The following is an 18,730-nucleotide window of genomic DNA, read 5'->3' as shown; positions in this document are numbered from 1 at the left end:
ATCGGCAGAAATGGAGAGCGCGATGAACTGGAAGCGTGTGGTTTCACTGGGGCTGTTGTTGTCCGCTTCATCAGGCGCAAGTGCTGCGTCTGCGATCACCTACGACAAGGATGGCCGCTACGGCTATTCGATCAACCAGTCCTCCCTCACCACCGCCATGCAGCGGTCGCTGCACTACTGCGCAGCGCGATCCCGCAACTGCGGTCAGTCCGCCAGCACGACCAGCGAAGGCTATTCGGCCATCGCGACCGGCACGATTGCGTTGGGATTTGCACTGGGCGAGAAGACGGCCGACGCCGCGCAGCGGAAAGCCGAAAGAATGTGCAGGGAGCGTGCCAACGACTGCACGCTTGCCTTGCTGTGGCGGGAGACCCCACCTCGCTACCTTGAACCGCCGCAGCTTCCCGGTGCACCCGGCCCGGCACCGGCGGCAACGCCAGCACCTGTACCTGCTGCCCGCATCGATCAACCAGGATAGGCAGTCCCGCGCAGGCCGCACTTTCGAGCACCGGATAAAGAAAAACGCCTGCAGATCGAAGATCTGCAGGCGCTTCTTTGTATCTGGCGGAGTGAGAGGGATTCGAACCCTCGATAGAGCTTTTGACCCTATACTCCCTTAGCAGGGGAGCCCCTTCAGCCGCTCGGGCATCACTCCGGGGTTTTCTCCGCGTCTGGTGCGTTGCACCTCAGCGGGGCGTGAATCATAACGTTAATCGAGTGCGAAGGTAAAGCGTTATTCGGCAGAATTTTCGCTACCGGTGCCGCCGGCTTCGTCACCACGCTGGATGCGCTGATAGATCTCTTCGCGATGCACAGCGACGTCCTTCGGCGCGGTGATGCCGATACGCACCTGGTTGCCCTTGACGCCAAGCACGGTGACACTCACCGAGTCACCGATCATCAGGGTTTCGCCGACGCGGCGAGTCAGGATCAACATTTTTGCAAGTCTCCATGGAACCGTGTGGAAGGGTATCCCCCACCGGCTTGACGCTCCGTCAAGAAGCGCTACCACGACAAAGGGAAAAGATTTCGCAATGGTACCGTCAGCCGTCCCGCTCCTACAAGGAGGGGGACGGCGGGATCATCACAGGCGGGGGCTGACCCATTCGACGACTGCAGCCAGCGCAGTGGCAAGGGCGGGCCCGTCCTCACCACCACCCTGGGCGAGGTCCGGGCGTCCGCCGCCCTTGCCCCCGATCTGACCGGCGATATGGGACAACAGTTCCCCGGCCTTGACCTTGCCCGTTGCGCTGCCGTTCACGCCTGCAACCAGCGCGGCCTTGCCGTCCTGGGCACCGGCCAGCACGATCACCGCGTCGCCCAGCTGCTGCTTCAGGCGGTCCATGGCGTCGCGCAGGGCCTTGGCGTCGAAGCCCTCCAGGCGGGCCGCCAGCACCTTCACCCCGGCGACCTCGACCGCCTGCCCGGACAGGTCGGCGGTGGCACCGGCGGCGACCTTGGCCTTCACGGCCTCCAGTTCGCGCTCCAGCTGCTTCTGGCGCTGGCCCAGGGCACGGATCTTCTCGACCACGTCAGCCGCGCTGCCGCCGAGCAGTTCCGCCGCCTCGGCCAGGCGGGCCTCTTCGGCATCCACGTAGTCCAGGGCGCCTTGGCCGGTGACCGCCTCGATACGGCGCACGCCGGCGGAGACACCGCCTTCGGAGGTGATCTTGAACAGACCAATGTCCCCGGTACGATTGACGTGGGTGCCACCGCACAGCTCGGTGGAGTAGTCACCCATCTTCAGCACGCGCACGTGCTCGCCGTACTTCTCGCCGAACAGCGCCATCGCACCGAAGTCCAGCGCTTCCTGCATGGCCATGGTGTGCACTTCGGCGGCGTTGTTGGCGCGTACCTGCTGGTTGACCTTGCGCTCGATCACCGCCAGTTCCTCAGCGCTGATCGGCTGGAAGTGGGAGAAGTCGAAGCGCAGGCGGTCCGGGGCGACCAGCGAGCCCTTCTGCTGCACGTGGGTGCCCAGCACTTCGCGCAGGGCGGCGTGCAGCAGGTGGGTGGCCGAGTGGTTGAGGATGGTGGCGCCGCGGCGTTCGCCATCGACCTGGCCGGTCAGCACGTCACCGACCTTCAGGCCACCTTCGGACAGGGTGCCGACATGGCCATGGAACTGGCCGGCGAACTTCTGGGTGTCGTCCACCACCAGGCGCACACCGTTGCCGGTCAGCACGCCGGTGTCGCCGACCTGGCCGCCGGACTCGGCGTAGAACGGGGTCTGGTCGGTGATCACGATGACCGCATCGCCGGCATCGGCCGACTGCACGGGACGACCGTCCTTCAGCACAGCCAGCACGGTCAGGCCATCGGCCTGCAGGCGGTCATAGCCGAGGAACCGGGTCGGGCTGAGCGTGGCCACCAGCTCGGCCGGCAGGGTCACGCCGCCGCCGAACTTGCCGGCCGCACGCGCGGTCTCGCGCTGCTGCTCCATCGCGGCGTCGAAGCCGGCGATGTCCACGGTCAGGTCACGCTCGCGGGCGATGTCCTGGGTCAGGTCGAGCGGGAAGCCATAGGTATCGTACAGGCGGAAGGCGTCGACGCCGGGGATCACGCCATTGCTGGCCTTGCCCGCGACGTCCTCGAAGATCTTCATGCCGGCATCGAGGGTCTCGGCGAATCGTTCTTCCTCAGCCTGCAGCGCACGGGTGACGGTGTCCACCGCCGCCGGCAGTTCCGGGTAGGCCTCGCCCATCTGCTCGACCAGGGTCGGCACCAGCCTGCTGAAGAACGGCTGGCGCACGCCCAGCATCCAGCCGTGGCGCAGGGCGCGGCGGATGATACGGCGCAGCACGTAGCCACGGCCTTCGTTGGACGGCAGCACGCCGTCGACGATCAGGAACGAACAGGCGCGGATGTGGTCGGCGATCACGCGCAGCGACTTGTTCTCCAGGTCGGCGGTGCCGGTCAGCTCCGAGGCCTTGCGGATCAGTGCCTGGAACAGGTCGATCTCGTAGTTGGTATGCACGTGCTGCAGGATCGCCGCCAGGCGCTCCAGGCCCATGCCGGTATCCACACACGGTGCCGGCAGCGGCACCAGGGTGCCGTCGGGCTGGCGGTCGAACTGCATGAACACCAGGTTCCAGATTTCGATGAAACGGTCACCGTCTTCATCCGGCGAGCCCGGGGGGCCACCGGCGATGTGATCACCGTGATCGTAGAAGATCTCGGTGCACGGGCCGCAGGGGCCGGTGTCGGCCATCTGCCAGAAATTGTCCGAAGCGAACGGCGCGCCCTTGTTGTCACCGATGCGCACGATGCGCGCTTCCGGAACGCCGACCATGTCGCGCCACAGCTCGTAGGCTTCGTCATCGGTCTGGTACACGGTGACCAGCAGGCGCTCGGCCGGCAGCTTCCAGACCTGGGTCAGCAGCTCCCAGGCCCAGGCGATCGCCTCCTTCTTGAAGTAGTCGCCGAACGACCAATTGCCCAGCATTTCGAAGAAGGTGTGGTGGCGTGCGGTGTAACCGACCTGGTCGAGGTCGTTGTGCTTGCCGCCCGCGCGCAGGCAGCGCTGGACGTCGGCCGCACGCACGTAGCTGCGCTTCTCCGCGCCAAGGAACACGTCCTTGAACTGGACCATACCGGAGTTGGTAAACAGCAGGGTCGGATCGTTACCCGGCACCAGCGGCGCCGACGGCACGATGGTATGGCCTTTGCCCTTGAAGAATTCAAGGAAGTCGCTGCGGATCTGGGAGGTCGTGAATTTGGCGGATGCGTTCATTGAGGGCTGGCAGTCTGCGGGCCGGCGAACCCGAACCTCCGGCCACGTTGGCCAGGGTCGCAAGGGACCGCCGAAAACCTAAAGGGTATCAGGCCCGGCGCCGCCAGTCTCAGTCATCCGGGTCGTAGCGGGTCGCACGGCGGATGCTGTCGCCGTCGAACCCCCGCCGGGCCAGCAGATCGGCGGCCTTGCGCCGCTGTGCCAGGTCCTGCGGGCCGGCCTCGCCGAAGCGGCGGCGGACCAGCTCCCGGGCATTCTCCTGCCAATCGCCTTCATAGCTGTCCATCGCTGCGGCAATCGCAGCACTGTCCAACCCGTGGATGCCCAGCTCGGCACGCACGTGGATCGGCCCGTAGCCGGTATTGGCACGCATCCGTACAAGGTTCTCGGCAAAGCGGGTGTCATCCTGCCAGCCGGCCTCGGTCAGCTTGGCAACCGCAGCCTGCGCCGCGTCCGCCTCGATGCCACGGGCGGTCAGTTTGCGGGTGAGTTCCTTGCGTGAGTGTTCACGACGAACCAGCAGGCCCAGTGCACGTTGCACGGGGGTCTGCTCGCGCGGCCGGCGCTTGCGGCCGGGGGGAGTGTCTTCGGCGTCGGACATCGGTACTCCAGGGGTGGCGCCATCCGTGGCACCCTGCCCATCCGTGGGCGATTCGAACCTGCGAGGCAGGGCGACGTCACTGACGGCGCCGCCCTGCCCCACAGCAAGCCTTACTCGTCGTCGCCGTCGTCGTCGCCTTCCTCGCGGGTGGCTTCAGTCGGCTGGAACTTTTCGCGCAGTTCGGCTTCGAGCTTGGCAGCGACGGTCGGGTTGTCACGCAGGTAACCACGGGCGTTGTCCTTGCCCTGGCCGATGCGCTCTTCACCGTAGCTGTACCAGGCGCCTGCCTTCTCGACCAGCTTGGCCTCCACGCCCATGTCGATAAGTTCGCCTTCGCGGCTGATGCCTTCGCCGTACAGGATCTCGGTAATGACCTGCTTGAACGGCGGTGCCAGCTTGTTCTTGACGACCTTGATCTTGGTCTGGTTGCCGATGATCTCGTCGCCCTTCTTGATGGCGCCGATGCGGCGGATGTCCAGGCGGACCGAGGCGTAGAACTTCAGCGCGTTGCCGCCGGTGGTGGTTTCCGGGCTCTGGCCCGGCATCATCACGCCGATCTTCATGCGCAGCTGGTTGATGAAGATCACCAGGGTGTTGGAGCGCTTGATGTTGCCGGTCAGCTTGCGCAGTGCCTGGCTCATCAGGCGGGCCTGCAGGCCCGGCAGCTGGTCGCCCATCTCGCCTTCGATTTCGGCCTTCGGGGTCAGCGCGGCGACCGAGTCGACCACCAGGATGTCCACCGAGCCCGAACGGACCAGCATGTCGGCAATTTCCAGCGCCTGCTCACCGGTATCCGGCTGCGACAGCAGCAGGTCATCCACGTTCACGCCCAGCTTTCCGGCGTAGATCGGGTCCAGCGCATGCTCGGCGTCGATGAAGGCAGCAGTGCCGCCCATCTTCTGGCATTCGGCGATGGCCTGCAGGGTCAGGGTGGTCTTGCCCGAAGACTCCGGCCCGTAGATCTCAACGACACGGCCCTTCGGAAGGCCGCCGATGCCCAGTGCGATGTCGAGCATCAGCGAGCCGGTCGGGATCGCTTCGACGGGCTCGACCACACGGTCGCCCATGCGCATCACCGAGCCCTTGCCGAACTGCTTCTCGATCTGGCCCAGAGCTGCAGCGAGGGCGCGCTTCTTGTTCTCGTCCATCGGATGGGTCCTTGCAGAGGTAATGTCGTTGGAGGTGCTGTCTTTGGGGGTCTTCTTTGCCATGGGTTCACTTTAAGTCGGACGTATCGCACAGGCTGAGATTCTGCCCGGCGCTCTGAAAAGAATTATCGGACATCCGTACCAACCTCAGTGGAACCAGAGAATCGCCACAAAAGACCGCGGGGTAATGCGCTGTGAAACGGGTCAACGGTTGGGTCGCAGCAGGCCGCAATAGAGGCCTTCGATCGCAAAGTCCTGGTCCGGCAGCACCTCGATCGGCTTGTAATCGGGGTTGCGCGGCAGCAGGCGAATGCGGTCCTTGGCGATCTTCAGCAGCTTGACGGTGATCTCTTCATCGATGCGCGCCACCACGATCTGCCCCGAATGAGCATCGCGGGTGCGGTGCACGCCGATCAGGTCACCGTCGAAAATGCCTTCGTCGATCATCGAATCGCCCTGCACCTTCAACAGGTAATCCGGCGCCGGCGAGAAGAACACCCGGTCCAGCACCACGAAATCATCCGAACCGATGTCGGCACCGATCGGCAGGCCGGCCGCGACCCGGCCCAGCACCGGCAGCCGCAGCACGCTGTCAGGCAACCCCGGCTCGGCCAGCTTCTCCACCGGCGGCGCCTGCACCAGGCGGATGCCGCGGGCCTGGCCCGGGATGCGACGGATCGCGCCGGCGTGCTCCAGGGCTTCCAGGTGGTACTGGGCCGCGCGCACGCCCTTGAAGCCGAACGCACGTGCGATTTCAGTCTGCGACGGCGGCGCGCCCTCGCTCTCGATACGCTCGGCGATCAACTGCAGGATCGCCTGCTGGGTGTCGGTCAGGTCCATGATTAGTAGTATTACTACTAATGCCCGGCACTGCAAGTACCCGCGGCGACGCGCCAGAGGCTTTCCTGCCGAACCCTGCTTGGCAAGCGGGCGACTGCCTGGACTGGCAAGGGCGAGAGCCGCCGACCAGCGGTCGGCTCTGGAGGAACCGCTGCGGCACGCGCGCTAGCTGTGCTTGCCGCTTCTCCATATCGAAAACAGGATCCATATGCCGCAGAAGCCGGCGCCGATGAAGCCACACACGCCCAGCGCCAGCAGCCAGCGGCTGGAAACACCACCGACGCTGTGCATCACGATCGACGACCCGATGATCAGCGCGGCGGTGACGATGCCCATCACCAGCCGGTTCGCGGCACGGTTGACCTGCTCGCCAAAGCCCTGCAGCGCGCTGGTCTCCACCTTCAGCTGCAGGCGTCCACGACGCGCCGCCTGCACCAGTTTGCGCAGGTCGCGTGGCAGCTCGCCGGCGAAGTCGACCAGCCCCAGCAGGCTGCGTCGGCCACGCTTGAGCAGGGCTTTGGGCGCATAGCGCTGCAGCACCACCCGCTCCAGGAACGGGCGTGCGGCGCTGGCCATGTCGAAATCCGGGTCCAGCTGCCGGCCCATGCCTTCCAGGGTCAGGAAGGCCTTGATCATCAACGCAAGATCTGCAGGCAAGGTCAGACTGTAGCTGCGCAGCAGCTGGGTGATGTCGCCCAGCATCAGGCCGATGCGCAGGTCCTTCAGCGGCACGCCGCGGTACTGGTCGACGAACTGGCTGATGTCGTGCTGCAGCCGGTTCTCGTCCACTTCCACGCCACCGGCCCAGTCCAGCAACACGTCGGCCACGCCCTGCGGGTCCTGCTCGACCAGCCCGTGCAGCAGCTGCGCGACCTGGAAGCGGCGCACCTCGGACAGGGCGCCGACCATGCCGAAGTCGATCACGCCGATGCGGCCGTCGCGCAGGTAGATGATGTTGCCCGGGTGCGGATCCGCATGGAAGCTGCCGTCCTCCAACACCATCTTCAACACGATGTTGGCGCCGCGCCGGGCCAGTTCACGGCGATCCAGCCCGGCCGCATCGACACCGGCCAGGTCTCGGCCGGGAATGCCGTCGACGAAATCCTGGACGTTCAGGCTCTCGCAGGTCCACTGCCAGTGCACGCTAGGTATCAGGATGTCGTCGCAGCCGCTGAAGTTGCGCGCGATGCGCTCGGCGTTGCGACATTCGCCGGCGAAATCCAGCTCGCGGCGCAGCGACACGGTGAACTGCTGCACGACCTCGGCCGGACGATAGCGACGCAGGTCTGGCAGGCGCGCCTCGACGATCTCGGCCAGCCGCGCCAGCAAGCGCAGGTCGGCCTCGACCACATCACGGATGCCGGGACGACGCACCTTCAGCACCACCTCGCGGCCGTCATGCAGGCGCGCGCGATGGGCCTGCGCCAGCGACGCAGCCGCCATCGGGGTTTCATCGAGGAAGGCAAACACCTCGGCCGGTGAGGCGCCAAGGTCGGACTCGAGCTGCTCGCGGATTTCAGCGTACGGCAGCGCGGGCACCGCATTCTGCAGCTCGGACAGCTCGGCGATCCATTCCGGCGGCAGCAGGTCGACGCGCGTCGCCAGCACCTGGCCGAGCTTGACGAAGGTCGGGCCAAGATCCTGCATTGCGCTGCGCACGCGCACCGGCGCTGTCATCCGCAGCAGTTCCTGTCGGTCCTCGTTCCAGTGCAGCAGGCGCCCTGCCCGCTCCAGCGTGGTGGCCAGGCCGATTCGCCGCACCACGTCGCCGAAGCCATAGCGGATCAGGACGACGGCGATTTCCTGCAGTCGGCCCAGGTCACGGACCGTGCCCAGCGTTTCCCACATCATGTGTGCTCCGGACGATTACCGGAGCAGCATGTCACAGCTGGGCGTCGATGCCGCGCAATGCCGCCGCCACGGTTTGCCGGCGGATGGCTTCACGGTCTCCGTCGAACTGGAACAGTTCGGCGCGGGCGTAGCCGCCACGGCGCTTCCAGCCGATCCAGACACTGCCGACCGGCTTGTCCGGGCTGCCGCCGCCGGGGCCGGCGATGCCGGTCACCGCCACCGCGATACCGGCACCGGAATTGACCAGCGCCCCGGAGACCATTTCCAGCACGGTTTCGCGGCTGACCGCACCGAACTGCTCCAGGGTCTGCGCGCGAACGCCCAACAGGCGCTGCTTGGCTTCGTAGCTGTAGACCACCATGCCGCAGTCGAAGAACGCCGAGGAGCCGGCAATATCGGTCATGCACTTGGCGATCCAGCCGCCGCTGCAGCTTTCAGCGGTCACCAGCTGCAGCGAGGCCTGCTGCAGGCGCTGTCCGAGCGCGGCGGACTGGGCGTTGAGGTCGGCGTCGGTGGGGAGGGACATCGGCATGACGGTGGGGTGAAGAACCTGCACGTTGTACCGCAGATGACAGCGTCATGTCGCGCGCCGTCGCGCAGGCAGCTGCCGGGCATGGCCCGGCGCCGCCTCACCACTCCGGCAGTTTTTCCGGTAGCAGGGCGCGGATCGGCGCACCGTCGGCGCTGGCAGCCAGTTTCTCAGCTTCAGCGATCGGCAGGTCGACCTGCAGCAGCCAGCCCTCTTCATCGGCCCGCTCGCTGCGGATCACTTCCAGCTGGTGCAGGCGCGCGCGCAGGCGGCCTGCATCGGGCGGCAGGCGCAGTTCGCCGGTGACGTGCTGCAGGCCAAGGCGCTTGCCCAGCACCGCCTGCAACAGCTCCAGGCCCCGCCCGTCGCGTGCGGAGATCCAGACGCGTTCACGCCGTGATTCGTCCGGGATGCCGTCCTGGCCGTCATGGCGGACGTCGGCGCCGTCGATGCGGTCGATCTTGTTGAACACCAGCAGCTGCGGCAGATCGCCGGCACCGACTGCGGTCAGCACCTCGTCGACCTGGGCAATGCGCTCCTCGCGGTGCGGATCGGCAGCATCAACCACGTGAAGCAGGAAATCGGCCTCACGTGCCTCCGACAGCGTCGAGCGGAACGCGGCAACCAGGTCATGCGGCAGGTCGCGGACAAAACCGACGGTGTCGGCCAGCACCACGTTGCCGCCCGGCACCGCGATGCGGCGCACGGTCGGGTCCAGCGTGGCAAACAGCTGGTCGGCCGCGTAGGCCTCCGCCCCGGTCATGGCATTGAACAGGGTCGACTTGCCGGCGTTGGTATAGCCAACCAGGGCCACGCGCGGCAGTTCGCTGCGCACGCGCGCACGGCGCATCTGGGTGCGCTGCACTTCGACCTTTTCCAGGCGCTTCTGCAACTGCTCGACCCGCTTCTGCAGCAGGCGGCGGTCGGTTTCCAGCTGGGTTTCACCCGGGCCGCGCAGGCCGATCGAACCGCCGCGCTGGCGTTCCAGGTGGGTCCAGCCGCGCACCAGCCGCGTGGCCAGGTGGCGCAGCTGCGCCAGCTCGACCTGCAGCTTGCCTTCGTGGCTGTGCGCACGCTGGGCGAAGATGTCCAGGATCAGGCCGGTACGGTCGATCACCCGGCGCTCCAGGAACCGTTCCAGGTTACGCTCCTGGCCCGGGCTCAGCGCATGATTGACCAAGATCAGGTCGGCGCCACTGGCATCGGCCGCGGCCTTGATCTCGTCCAGCTTGCCGCTCCCGATCAGGGTCGACGGATTCGGGCGGTCCAGGCGCGCGGTGATCGTCGCGGCAATACTGGCCCCAGCCGAGCGGGCCAGATCACCGAACTCTTCCAGCACATCGTCTTCCAGCTTGCCGAAATGCGGCTGGATCAACAGGGCGTGTTCGCCCTTTTTCGAGCGGTCAAACATTCACCGCTCCGGCATTACTCGTCTGCTTCATCACCCGCCTGACCACCTTCACCCGACTGCACATAACCACCGCCCGGACCAACCTTCACATTGCGTGCCGGAACCACCGTGGAAATGGCGTGCTTGTAGACCATCTGGCTGACCGTATTGCGCAGCAGCACCACGAACTGATCGAACGACTCGATCGTGCCCTGCAGCTTGATGCCGTTCACCAGGTACACCGAAACCGGCACGCGTTCGCGCCGCAGTGCATTCAAGAAAGGATCCTGCAGCGATTGCCCCTTGGACATTGCACACTCCTGATTATTGTTCTTATTGGGTTGCCGACGGTTGCCACGGCCCCCGAGCCGCCCGCCGACCGGTGATGTTACACGGCTGGCGGGGGTTCAGCGTGCGACGAAGGTCGACACCGCGCCTGCCAGGCGCTCCCCATCCACATGGGGGTCGAACCAGCGCGCATCAAGTTCGCCGCGCAGCCAGGTCAGCTGGCGCTTGGCCAACTGGCGGGTGGCGAAGATCGCCTTGTCACGGAAACGGACGGCATCACCGTTGCCGTCCAGGTACTCCCAGGCTTGGCGATAGCCGACCGCACGCACCGCCGGCAGGTCCAGCGGCGCCGTCACGGCGGCCATCTCCGGCATCGCACGCAGCGCCCGCACCTCGTCGAGGAAGCCCTGCGCAAGCATGAGATCGAAGCGGGTCTCGATGCGCCGGTGCAGGACGGCGCGGTCACGCGGGGCCAGGATCAGCTTGAGGGTGCGCACCGGCAGCGGCGCCACGCCCTGCCGGCGCTGCCATTCACTGATCGGGGTGCCAGTGAGACGGTAGACCTCGAGCGCCCGCTGGATGCGCTGCGGGTCGGTGGCGCGGATCCGCGCGGCGGCGGCCGGATCAACCCGCGCCAGTTCCACATGCAGCGCCGCCCAACCACGCTCGGCGGCTTCGGCGCCGATCGCTTCGCGCATCACCGGGTCGGCCGCCGGCATCGGCGACAGGCCCTGCAGCAGGGCCCGGAAGTACAGCCCCGTGCCACCTGCCAGGATCGGTGTCTTGCCACGCGCCACGATGTCGGCCACGACCCGGCCAGCATCGGCGGCGAACTCGGCCGCCGAATAGGTCTGCCATGGATCGCGCAGGTCCAGCAGATGGTGCGGCGCCTGTGCACGCTCGGCGGCGTCGGGCTTGGCCGAACCGATATCCAGATGGCGGTAGACCAGCGCCGAATCGACGCTGACGATCTCGCCATCCAGCTGCTTCGCCAGGGCGATCGCGGTGGCGGTCTTGCCACTGGCGGTCGGCCCCATCACGGCGATCGCCAGTGGCCGCCGGTCGATGCCCATCAGTCTTCGTCCGGCCAGCGGATCGTCGGCGTGGCGTCGGCGCGCGGCGTTGGCACGGCGTCGACGGCCTGCCAGATCTTCAGCGCATCGACGGTGGCGGCTACATCATGCACGCGCACGATGCGTGCGCCGCGCTGCACCGCAATCAGGTGCGCGGCCACCGACGCGGCCACGCGCTCGGACGGCGTGTCGCGACCGGTCAGTTCGCCAAGGCTGCGCTTGCGCGACAGGCCGGCCAGCATCGGCACGCCCAGTTCCAGGAAGCGCTCGGAGCGTGCCAGCAGGGTCATGTTGTGGGCAGTGGTCTTGCCGAAACCGAAACCGAGATCGATCAGCAGGTTCCTCTTCGCAATGCCCGCCATCTCGGCAGCAAACAGGCGCTGGACCAGGAAGCCGTGCACCTCGGCGACCACGTCGTCGTAGTGTGGATCGGCCTGCATATGGCCCGGCTCGCCCTGCATGTGCATCAGCACCACCGGCACGCCGGTTGCAGCGGCCGCATCCAGGGCCCCTTCCTGACGCAGGCCGTAGATGTCGTTGATCATGCCGGCGCCAGCGGCCACCGCCGCGCGCATCACTTCCGGCTTGAAGGTGTCGATGCTGATCGGCACCCGGCTGCGGGCGGCCAGCTGCTCGATCACCGGAATCACCCGGCGCAACTCGTCCTCCACCGATACCGGCGCAGCGCCCGGGCGCGTCGATTCGCCGCCGATGTCCAGCAGATCCGCACCCTCTTCGACCAGCTTCAGGCCATGAGCGACTGCGGCCTCGGTGGTGTCGTGCGCGCCGCCGTCGGAGAACGAGTCCGGGGTGACGTTGACGATGCCCATGACCCGGGCACGGTCCAGGCGCAGGATGCGGCCGGCGCAATCGAGCTGGGGCGAGGTATCGAACATGGGCATTCCTGCTGGGACAACGACGGATAGTTTAGTTCGGCAGGGCGGCGCCCTGCACCCGCAGAGGCCAGAGCTACAGCACAGCCCGAGCAACAGCTGGCCTGCTGAGGAATGGCGGGGTGGGTCCGGATGCGGGGGACGCTGCACGTACGTCCATGTAAGCTGGGTCGCCGCACCCATGCGGCTCACGCCCCCGCAACCGGACCCACCCCGCCTTCGACAGTTTCTCGCCGTCTGCGGTAGATCCACGACATGCGTGGATGAATCTCCATCGGAATCGAATATTTCGAATTGGAATCGACATGCATCCACGCATGCCGTGGATCTGCCGTGTCGACCAAGGTCGACACCTACCAACAGCGACAGGAATCTGTCAGAGGTGGGGCGGTGTGGGTTGGCAGGACCGTTGGCGCCATGGACGGCGCCATCGAGCCCCCAAGGACGGGTTCACGGCGTGTCCTGCCTGCCCACACCGCCCCACCATCCCCAGAATGCTGCTGTTGCTGTTGCTGTTGCTGTTGCTGTTGCTGCTGAGGTTGCCGGCCAGCGGCCGGCACTACCACGGGTGGAGGGCGCAGCCCTGCAGACACCCCTCAACGGCGGCGGCGCTTGCGGTCCACGTAGAGGGTCTTGGCGATGCTCAGCACGATGCCGACCGCAATGCCCACCACACAGCCCAGCAGCAGGTTGTCGGCGCCCAGGCCAACGCCCACGCCGACCACCGTGGCGATGATCATTTCGACGGCGTGGGAAATCGGTTCGGGCTTCGGGGCGGACATGCGGGCTCCAGCGTCAGTTCGGTTCTTCGGGAGGGGCGCGGCCCCGGAAACGACGAGGCCGGGTTGCCCCGGCCTCGTCTGGTGTCGCCTGCCGCGGGCCGTCAGTGCGACTCGGCCGGGCCTGCGATCGGCGGCAGCGGACGGGCGTCGCCGCCCTTGTCGTTGCCACCGTCCTTGCTCGACTTGTTCCAGCCAGCCGGCGGCGGCGGATCGCGGCCTTCCATGATGGCGTCGATCTGCGGCGCGTCGATGGTCTCGTACTGCAGCAGCAGCTGCGACATCGCGTGCAGCTTGTCGATGTTGTCGGTCAGCAGCTGCGTGGTGCGGGCGTAGGCCTTGTCGAGGATGTTGCGCACTTCCTCGTCGATGCGGCGCGCGGTGTCGTTGGACACGCTCTTGTGCTGGGTGACCGAACGGCCCAGGAACACCTCGTCGTCCTCTTCGCCGTAAGCGATCGGGCCGAGCTGCTCGGACAGGCCCCACTTGGTGACCATGTTGCGGGCCATCTTGGTGGCGCGCTCGATGTCGTTGGAGGCACCGGTGGTGACCTTGTCCTCACCGAAGATCAGCTCTTCAGCGACACGGCCGCCGTACAGCGAGCACAGCTGCGACTGGATCGCCACGCGGTTCATCGAGTACTTGTCGCCTTCCGGCAGGTACATGGTCACACCCAACGCACGGCCGCGAGGAATGATGGTGACCTTGTAGACCGGATCGTGCTCGGGCACCAGCCGGCCGACGATGGCATGGCCGGCTTCGTGGTAGGCCGTGAGCGTCTTCTCGTCCTCGCTCATGGCCATCGAGCGGCGCTCGGCACCCATCAGGATCTTGTCGCGGGCACGGTCGAAGTGGTCCATGCGGACTTCCTTCTCGTTGCCACGCGCGGCGAACAGGGCCGCCTCGTTGCAGAGGTTGGCCAGGTCGGCACCGGAGAAGCCCGGGGTACCGCGCGCGATCACCATCGGCTCGACGTCGTCGGCCAGCGGCAGCTTGCGCATGTGCACCTTCAGGATGTGCTCGCGGCCCTTCACGTCCGGCAGGCCGACCACGACCTGGCGGTCGAAGCGGCCCGGTCGCAACAGCGCCGGGTCCAGCACATCCGGACGGTTGGTCGCGGCGATCACGATCACGCCTTCGCCACCCTCGAAACCGTCCATCTCGACCAGCAGCTGGTTCAGGGTCTGCTCGCGCTCATCATGACCGCCGCCCAGGCCAGCACCACGGTGACGACCAACGGCGTCGATTTCGTCGATGAAGATGATGCAGGGGGCATGCTTCTTGGCCTGCTCGAACATGTCGCGCACGCGGCTGGCGCCGACACCGACGAACATTTCAACGAAGTCCGAACCGGAGATCGAGAAGAACGGCACCTTGGCTTCGCCGGCGATGGCCTTGGCCAGCAGCGTCTTGCCGGTGCCCGGCGGGCCGACCATCAGCACGCCGCGCGGAATCTTGCCGCCCAGCTTGGTGAACTTGGACGGGTCGCGCAGGAAGTCGACCAGTTCGCCGACTTCTTCCTTGGCCTCGTCGCAGCCGGCGACGTCGGCGAAGGTCACCTTGATCTGGTCTTCGCCCTGCAGCTTGGCGCGCGACTTGCCGAAGGACATCGCGCCCTTGGCACCGCCGCCGCCGCCCTGCATCTGGCGCATGATGAACAGCCAGAAGCCGATGATCAGGATGACCGGCAGGAAATTCATCAGGATCGCACCGAGGGAAATGCCGCTGGACGGCTCCTCCTGCACGATCTCCACGTTCTTGGTGCGCAGCACGTTGATCAGGTCACGATCGAACGGCGCGGTGATGGTGGACGACTGCCCACCGCGGGTGGTGTAGGTCAGCTGGCTGGTGCCGCCGCGCATGTCGCCGCCGAAGGCGACCTTCTGCACGTTGCCGCTGTCCACCTGGTCCAGGAACTGCGAATACGACGCGCCCTGCGCCCCAGCCCCGGAGGTCTTGGGCGAGAAGCTCTGGAAGACCACCATCAGCACGACGGCGACGACCACCCATAGCAGGAGGTTCTTGGTCAAGTCGTTCATCCTCATTGGCTCCGGTGTTCCTCTCAGTGCTGGCGTTGCGTTGGGGTCGAACTTGCGTACGTTGCGAGCTTACTTCATGTGGGCGCGTTTTCCCTGACCCAAGGCATACACCTCGGGCGAGCGCTTGCGCGACGCTTCCGGCTTGCGGATGGAGACTTTGTCGTACCGGCGGCGCATGTCACGCACGTAGTCGTCAAAGCCTTCGCCCTGGAACAGCTTGATCAGGAACGCCCCACCGGTCTTGAGGTGGTTGTCGGCAAAATCCAGGGCCAGCTCCGCCAGGTGCATCATCCGCGGCTGGTCGACCGCGCCCACACCACTCTTATTGGGGGCCATGTCCGACAGCACAAGGTCTACCGGCTGATCCCCGAGCATGGCTTCAAACTGCGATAGGACGGCTTCTTCCCTGAAGTCACCGTGAAGGAACTCCACGCCGGCCAGCGGCGGCATCTCCAGGATGTCCAGGGCCAGCACGCGACCGGTGTCGCCGATCTGTCTCCGCACCTGCTGAGACCAGCCGCCCGGGGCCGCGCCGAGGTCGACCACCACCATGTGTGGCTTCAGCAGCCGGTCACGTTCAAGCAGCTCTTCGAGCTTGTAGGCGGCGCGTGAGCGCATGCCTTCGGCCTGGGCCTTCTTCACGAAGGGGTCGGAGAAGTGTTCCTTGAGCCAGCGCTGGCTGCTTTTGCTGCGGGTAGCCATTGAAAATAGGGGCGGATGGGGTCCTCATGATACCCTGATCGCCCCATTCAACCGTCTTTTCCTGCATGTCCATCGCCCTGACCGCCTCCCAGACCCGTTTCCTGCGCGGCCAAGCCCACGACCTGAAGGCCCTGCTGCAGACCGGCGGCAAGGGCGTGACCCCGGCCTTCCTCGCTGAGCTGAACGAAGTGCTGGAGCGCCACGAACTGGTGAAGGTGAAGGTCGCCGCCGAGGATCGCGAGGCGCGTGATGTGATGATCAGCGAGATCGTCGACGCCACCGAGAGCGCGCTGGTGCAGCGCATCGGCCACGTCGCCGTTCTGTACCGCCCCAGCAAGGAACAGCGCCAGATCGTGCTGCCGCGCGGCTGATCGCCCTACTGCCATGCAGCTGAACCACGAACCGCCTGATTACGCCTACAGCCTGCGCGCCGCCGACGGCCGCTCGGCCCGGGTCAATGAGCGGGTGCTGGGCAGCAGTTTCTTCCTGACCCCGGAACAGCTGGTCGAGCACTGGCCGGTGAATCAGGCCGCCGAACTGCAGCTGGCCGACCTTGAGCCGATCCTGGCCCTGAACCCGGCCCTGATCGTACTCGGCACCGGTGACCGCCAGGTGTTCCCGCCTGCAGTGGTCATCGCCGCCTGCCTGTCGCGCGGGATCGGGCTGGAAGTGATGAATAATCCGGCCGCCGCGCGTACCTTCAATATCCTGGCTGGCGAAGGCCGCAAGGTCGCAGCCGCCTTCATTCTCGAAGGCTGACGTGGTGCCGCCGGGCATGGCCCGGCGCTACCTGTGCGCGGCGGAGCAACGGACGGCCGAGAAGTCCTTCAGCCGCCCGATCAGGCTGCCGCCCTGGCCCCAGCGGATATCCATGATCTTCCAGTCCTGGCCCTGCCTCTGCAGCAGAACCCGATCGTTCCAGCGATAGTCGCCTATCGCCATCTCGACAGGCACCCAGCTGGCATCGCCGCTCGTCGCGCGCAACCCCACCCTTACCGTTTCCGGCCGGTCCGGCGCCATGAGATAGGGGCTCTGGTCCAGCATGTGCGGCTTTTCGTCAGGCGTCGCCAGAGCGGTGCAGGCCCGCTCGTACGCGCGCTGCGCATTGATAGCCGCGCGCAGGGCGTCGCCCAGCAATGGCGCAATCGCGGCCTGGTCTGGCGCACTGGCCTGCAGGGCGGCGTGGAAGCGGGTGGCGACCTCGTGCGGATCGCTGGCGGCGGTTGCCAGCGGCGCGACGGTGAGCAGCACGAGAGCGGAGGCAAGACGGGACATGGGGCACCGGGTCGGCAGGGGCCGCCCCAGAATGCCGTGCCTTCCCTTCGACGTGAAGATGATCCCGCGACACACCAGATCGGAAATGTCCGCGTCTCCGCGATACCTGAGTCCGGTGGCTCGACTCCATAGGTCAGAAGCGCCGGGCATGGCCCGGCGCTACCCGCATCTGCCAGCGTCAGCGCGCCGGCAGATACTGCTGCGGGTCGACCGGCTTGCCGTTGTAACGGATCTCGAAGTGGACCATGTCGCGGTTCGCACCGGTACGGCCCATCTCGGCGATCTGCTCGCCGGCCTTCACGCTCTGGCCTTCGTTCACCAGGCGCTTGCGGTTGTGGCCATAGGCCGACAGCCACTGGTCACTGTGCTTGATGATGATCAGCTCGCCATACCCGACCAGGCCGGCACCGGAATACACCACCACGCCATTGGCGGTGGCCTTCACCGCCTGGCCGCTGGTACCGGCGATGTCTACGCCCTGCTTGGTCGCGTCGCCGGCCACATAGCGGCCAACGATCGCGCCATCGGCGGGCCAGCGCCAGGCAATGTTGCTCTTGACCGGCCCCACGGGTGCGGTGGTCGGCGCGGTACTGCCAGCGCTGCCGCCACCGGAACGCGGCGGCGTCACCACCGTGGTCGGCGCACGACCGCCGCCGGCACCCGCCGGATACAAGCGGATGACCTGCCCCGGATAGATGGTCGAAGGATTGTCCAGGCTGTTCCAGGCAATCAGGTCGGCTGGGGTGATGTCGTGGATGCGGGCCAGCGCATAGATGGTGTCGCCCTTGCGCACGACCACGGTCTGCCCCGGCTTGGGCACCGAGGTCTTCGGCGTGGTCACGCCAGTGCCGGCGCTGCCGCTGCCGCCCGGGCGGACCACAGTGGCGGTGCCGCAGGCGGCCAGGGTGGAAACCAGCAACGCCAGCGCGCCGATGCGCACTCCCTTGCTCAGACGATCAGGACTCATGCGAACTTCGACCTCCATACGAGCCAGGCAATCAGCACCACCACCAACGCAGTGGCGATCCAGCCCAGCGGTTCAATCCAGCGACGAAGCGCCGCTTCGGCACGCGCACCACCGATACGGATGACCGCGGCCAGCACGTACACGCGCTTGCCACGACCGATCAACATGCTCAACAGGTACTGCGGCATCGGTACACCGACGATACCCGACGCCCACGTGAAGACCTTCATCGGGATCGGCATGAAGCCGCCCAGCACCAGGAAGGTGAACACCGCCCACGGCGATTCAGCCATCTTCGCCTGCACGGTGGTGATGCCCTGCTCGATCGCCGGCAACATGCCCAGCGCCTCGAACAGCGGCTTGACCGCTTCGAAGGCGAAGTGACCCAGCGCGTAGCCGACCACGGCGCCGACCATCGAACCGGCCAGGCTGAGCGTGGCAAACCACCAGCCGCGCTTGGGCTGGGCCACGCACATCGGCGCCAGCATCACCTCCGGCATTACCGGGAAGATGATCGCTTCGAAGAAGCTCAGCACCGTCAGGTAGGTCGGCGCGCGTTCGTGCGCCGCCCACTTCATCGCCCGCTCGTACAGCGGCCCGAAAATCTTCATGCAACCCTGCT

At 66.5% G+C, this 18,730-nt stretch carries 20 protein-coding genes and 1 tRNA gene; 3 read left to right on the top strand and 18 right to left on the bottom strand.

Annotated features, from left to right (window positions below; genetic code table 11):
- Positions 1–22 precede the first annotated feature (22 nt).
- On the top strand, positions 23–478 hold the full coding sequence (locus QZ853_RS04465) for a DUF4189 domain-containing protein (protein ID WP_295571047.1): 456 nt from the start codon (positions 23–25) through the stop codon (positions 476–478).
- A gap of 84 nt (positions 479–562) precedes the next feature.
- Here QZ853_RS04465 and QZ853_RS04460 read toward each other — a convergent pair.
- The 15 genes from QZ853_RS04460 to rlmE all read right to left on the bottom strand — a co-directional run bounded on the left by QZ853_RS04460 (position 563) and on the right by rlmE (position 15,866).
- Positions 563–655, bottom strand: a tRNA-Ser gene (locus QZ853_RS04460).
- A 78-nt stretch (positions 656–733) separates the two neighbouring features.
- Complete coding sequence (gene csrA / locus QZ853_RS04455; protein ID WP_004152909.1) at positions 734–937, bottom strand: carbon storage regulator CsrA; 204 nt, start codon at positions 935–937, stop codon at positions 734–736.
- 147 nt (positions 938–1,084) lie between these two features.
- Positions 1,085–3,733 carry an alanine--tRNA ligase gene (alaS, locus tag QZ853_RS04450; RefSeq protein ID WP_295571045.1) on the bottom strand — a complete coding sequence of 883 codons (2,649 nt, stop codon included), beginning with the start codon at positions 3,731–3,733 and terminating at the stop codon, positions 1,085–1,087.
- Between the two features lie 109 nt (positions 3,734–3,842).
- The gene (gene recX / locus QZ853_RS04445; protein ID WP_295571043.1) at positions 3,843–4,334 is read right to left on the bottom strand and encodes a recombination regulator RecX; all 492 of its coding nucleotides are present in this window, start codon (positions 4,332–4,334) and stop codon (positions 3,843–3,845) included.
- A gap of 110 nt (positions 4,335–4,444) precedes the next feature.
- On the bottom strand, positions 4,445–5,482 hold the full coding sequence (recA, locus tag QZ853_RS04440) for a recombinase RecA (protein ID WP_295571041.1): 1,038 nt from the start codon (positions 5,480–5,482) through the stop codon (positions 4,445–4,447).
- 204 nt (positions 5,483–5,686) lie between these two features.
- The gene (lexA, locus tag QZ853_RS04435) at positions 5,687–6,322 is read right to left on the bottom strand and encodes a transcriptional repressor LexA (RefSeq protein WP_295571039.1); all 636 of its coding nucleotides are present in this window, start codon (positions 6,320–6,322) and stop codon (positions 5,687–5,689) included.
- Positions 6,323–6,487: 165 nt separating this feature from the next.
- A complete protein-coding gene (ubiB, locus tag QZ853_RS04430; RefSeq protein ID WP_295571140.1) occupies positions 6,488–8,170 on the bottom strand; it encodes a 2-polyprenylphenol 6-hydroxylase in 1,683 nt (560 codons plus the stop codon).
- Between the two features lie 34 nt (positions 8,171–8,204).
- A complete protein-coding gene (locus QZ853_RS04425) occupies positions 8,205–8,699 on the bottom strand; it encodes a nicotinamide-nucleotide amidohydrolase family protein (RefSeq protein WP_295571037.1) in 495 nt (164 codons plus the stop codon).
- Between the two features lie 103 nt (positions 8,700–8,802).
- A complete protein-coding gene (gene hflX / locus QZ853_RS04420; protein ID WP_295571035.1) occupies positions 8,803–10,113 on the bottom strand; it encodes a ribosome rescue GTPase HflX in 1,311 nt (436 codons plus the stop codon).
- Between the two features lie 14 nt (positions 10,114–10,127).
- Positions 10,128–10,403 (bottom strand): RNA chaperone Hfq, encoded by a 276-nt coding sequence (gene hfq / locus QZ853_RS04415; RefSeq protein ID WP_004152891.1) that lies wholly within the window; start codon positions 10,401–10,403, stop codon positions 10,128–10,130.
- A 96-nt stretch (positions 10,404–10,499) separates the two neighbouring features.
- Entirely contained in the window at positions 10,500–11,453 is a 954-nt protein-coding gene (gene miaA / locus QZ853_RS04410; RefSeq protein ID WP_295571033.1) for a tRNA (adenosine(37)-N6)-dimethylallyltransferase MiaA, read from the bottom strand.
- Positions 11,453–12,349, bottom strand: a complete 897-nt coding sequence (gene folP / locus QZ853_RS04405; protein WP_295571031.1) for a dihydropteroate synthase — start codon at positions 12,347–12,349, stop codon at positions 11,453–11,455. Before folP ends, miaA begins: the two co-directional genes overlap by 1 nt.
- A 593-nt stretch (positions 12,350–12,942) precedes the next feature.
- The gene (locus QZ853_RS04400) at positions 12,943–13,128 is read right to left on the bottom strand and encodes a hypothetical protein (RefSeq protein ID WP_295565800.1); all 186 of its coding nucleotides are present in this window, start codon (positions 13,126–13,128) and stop codon (positions 12,943–12,945) included.
- Between the two features lie 101 nt (positions 13,129–13,229).
- The gene (gene ftsH, locus QZ853_RS04395) at positions 13,230–15,164 is read right to left on the bottom strand and encodes an ATP-dependent zinc metalloprotease FtsH (protein WP_295571029.1); all 1,935 of its coding nucleotides are present in this window, start codon (positions 15,162–15,164) and stop codon (positions 13,230–13,232) included.
- Positions 15,165–15,233: 69 nt separating this feature from the next.
- Entirely contained in the window at positions 15,234–15,866 is a 633-nt protein-coding gene (rlmE, locus tag QZ853_RS04390; protein ID WP_106548948.1) for a 23S rRNA (uridine(2552)-2'-O)-methyltransferase RlmE, read from the bottom strand.
- A gap of 65 nt (positions 15,867–15,931) precedes the next feature.
- Here rlmE and yhbY point away from each other — a divergent pair, with 65 nt between their 5' ends.
- On the top strand, positions 15,932–16,237 hold the full coding sequence (gene yhbY / locus QZ853_RS04385) for a ribosome assembly RNA-binding protein YhbY (protein WP_295571026.1): 306 nt from the start codon (positions 15,932–15,934) through the stop codon (positions 16,235–16,237).
- Positions 16,238–16,250: 13 nt separating this feature from the next.
- Complete coding sequence (locus QZ853_RS04380) at positions 16,251–16,625, top strand: Mth938-like domain-containing protein (protein WP_295571024.1); 375 nt, start codon at positions 16,251–16,253, stop codon at positions 16,623–16,625.
- Between the two features lie 27 nt (positions 16,626–16,652).
- Here the strand turns inward: QZ853_RS04380 and QZ853_RS04375 are convergent, their stop codons facing one another.
- From QZ853_RS04375 to QZ853_RS04365, 3 genes are all read right to left on the bottom strand, one after another.
- Positions 16,653–17,141, bottom strand: coding sequence for a hypothetical protein (locus tag QZ853_RS04375; protein WP_295571022.1), 489 nt, complete (start codon positions 17,139–17,141; stop codon positions 16,653–16,655).
- A gap of 178 nt (positions 17,142–17,319) precedes the next feature.
- Positions 17,320–18,108 (bottom strand): peptidoglycan DD-metalloendopeptidase family protein, encoded by a 789-nt coding sequence (locus QZ853_RS04370; RefSeq protein ID WP_295571021.1) that lies wholly within the window; start codon positions 18,106–18,108, stop codon positions 17,320–17,322.
- Positions 18,105–18,719 carry a YqaA family protein gene (locus QZ853_RS04365; RefSeq protein WP_295571020.1) on the bottom strand — a complete coding sequence of 205 codons (615 nt, stop codon included), beginning with the start codon at positions 18,717–18,719 and terminating at the stop codon, positions 18,105–18,107. Before QZ853_RS04365 ends, QZ853_RS04370 begins: the two co-directional genes overlap by 4 nt.
- Positions 18,720–18,730: the final 11 nt, after the last annotated feature.

Source organism: uncultured Stenotrophomonas sp., from assembly GCF_913778665.1.
GTDB lineage: Bacteria > Pseudomonadota > Gammaproteobacteria > Xanthomonadales > Xanthomonadaceae > Stenotrophomonas.
The sequence above is the reverse complement of the archived record's forward strand: the minus strand, read 5'-3'. Positions and strand labels throughout refer to the sequence as shown.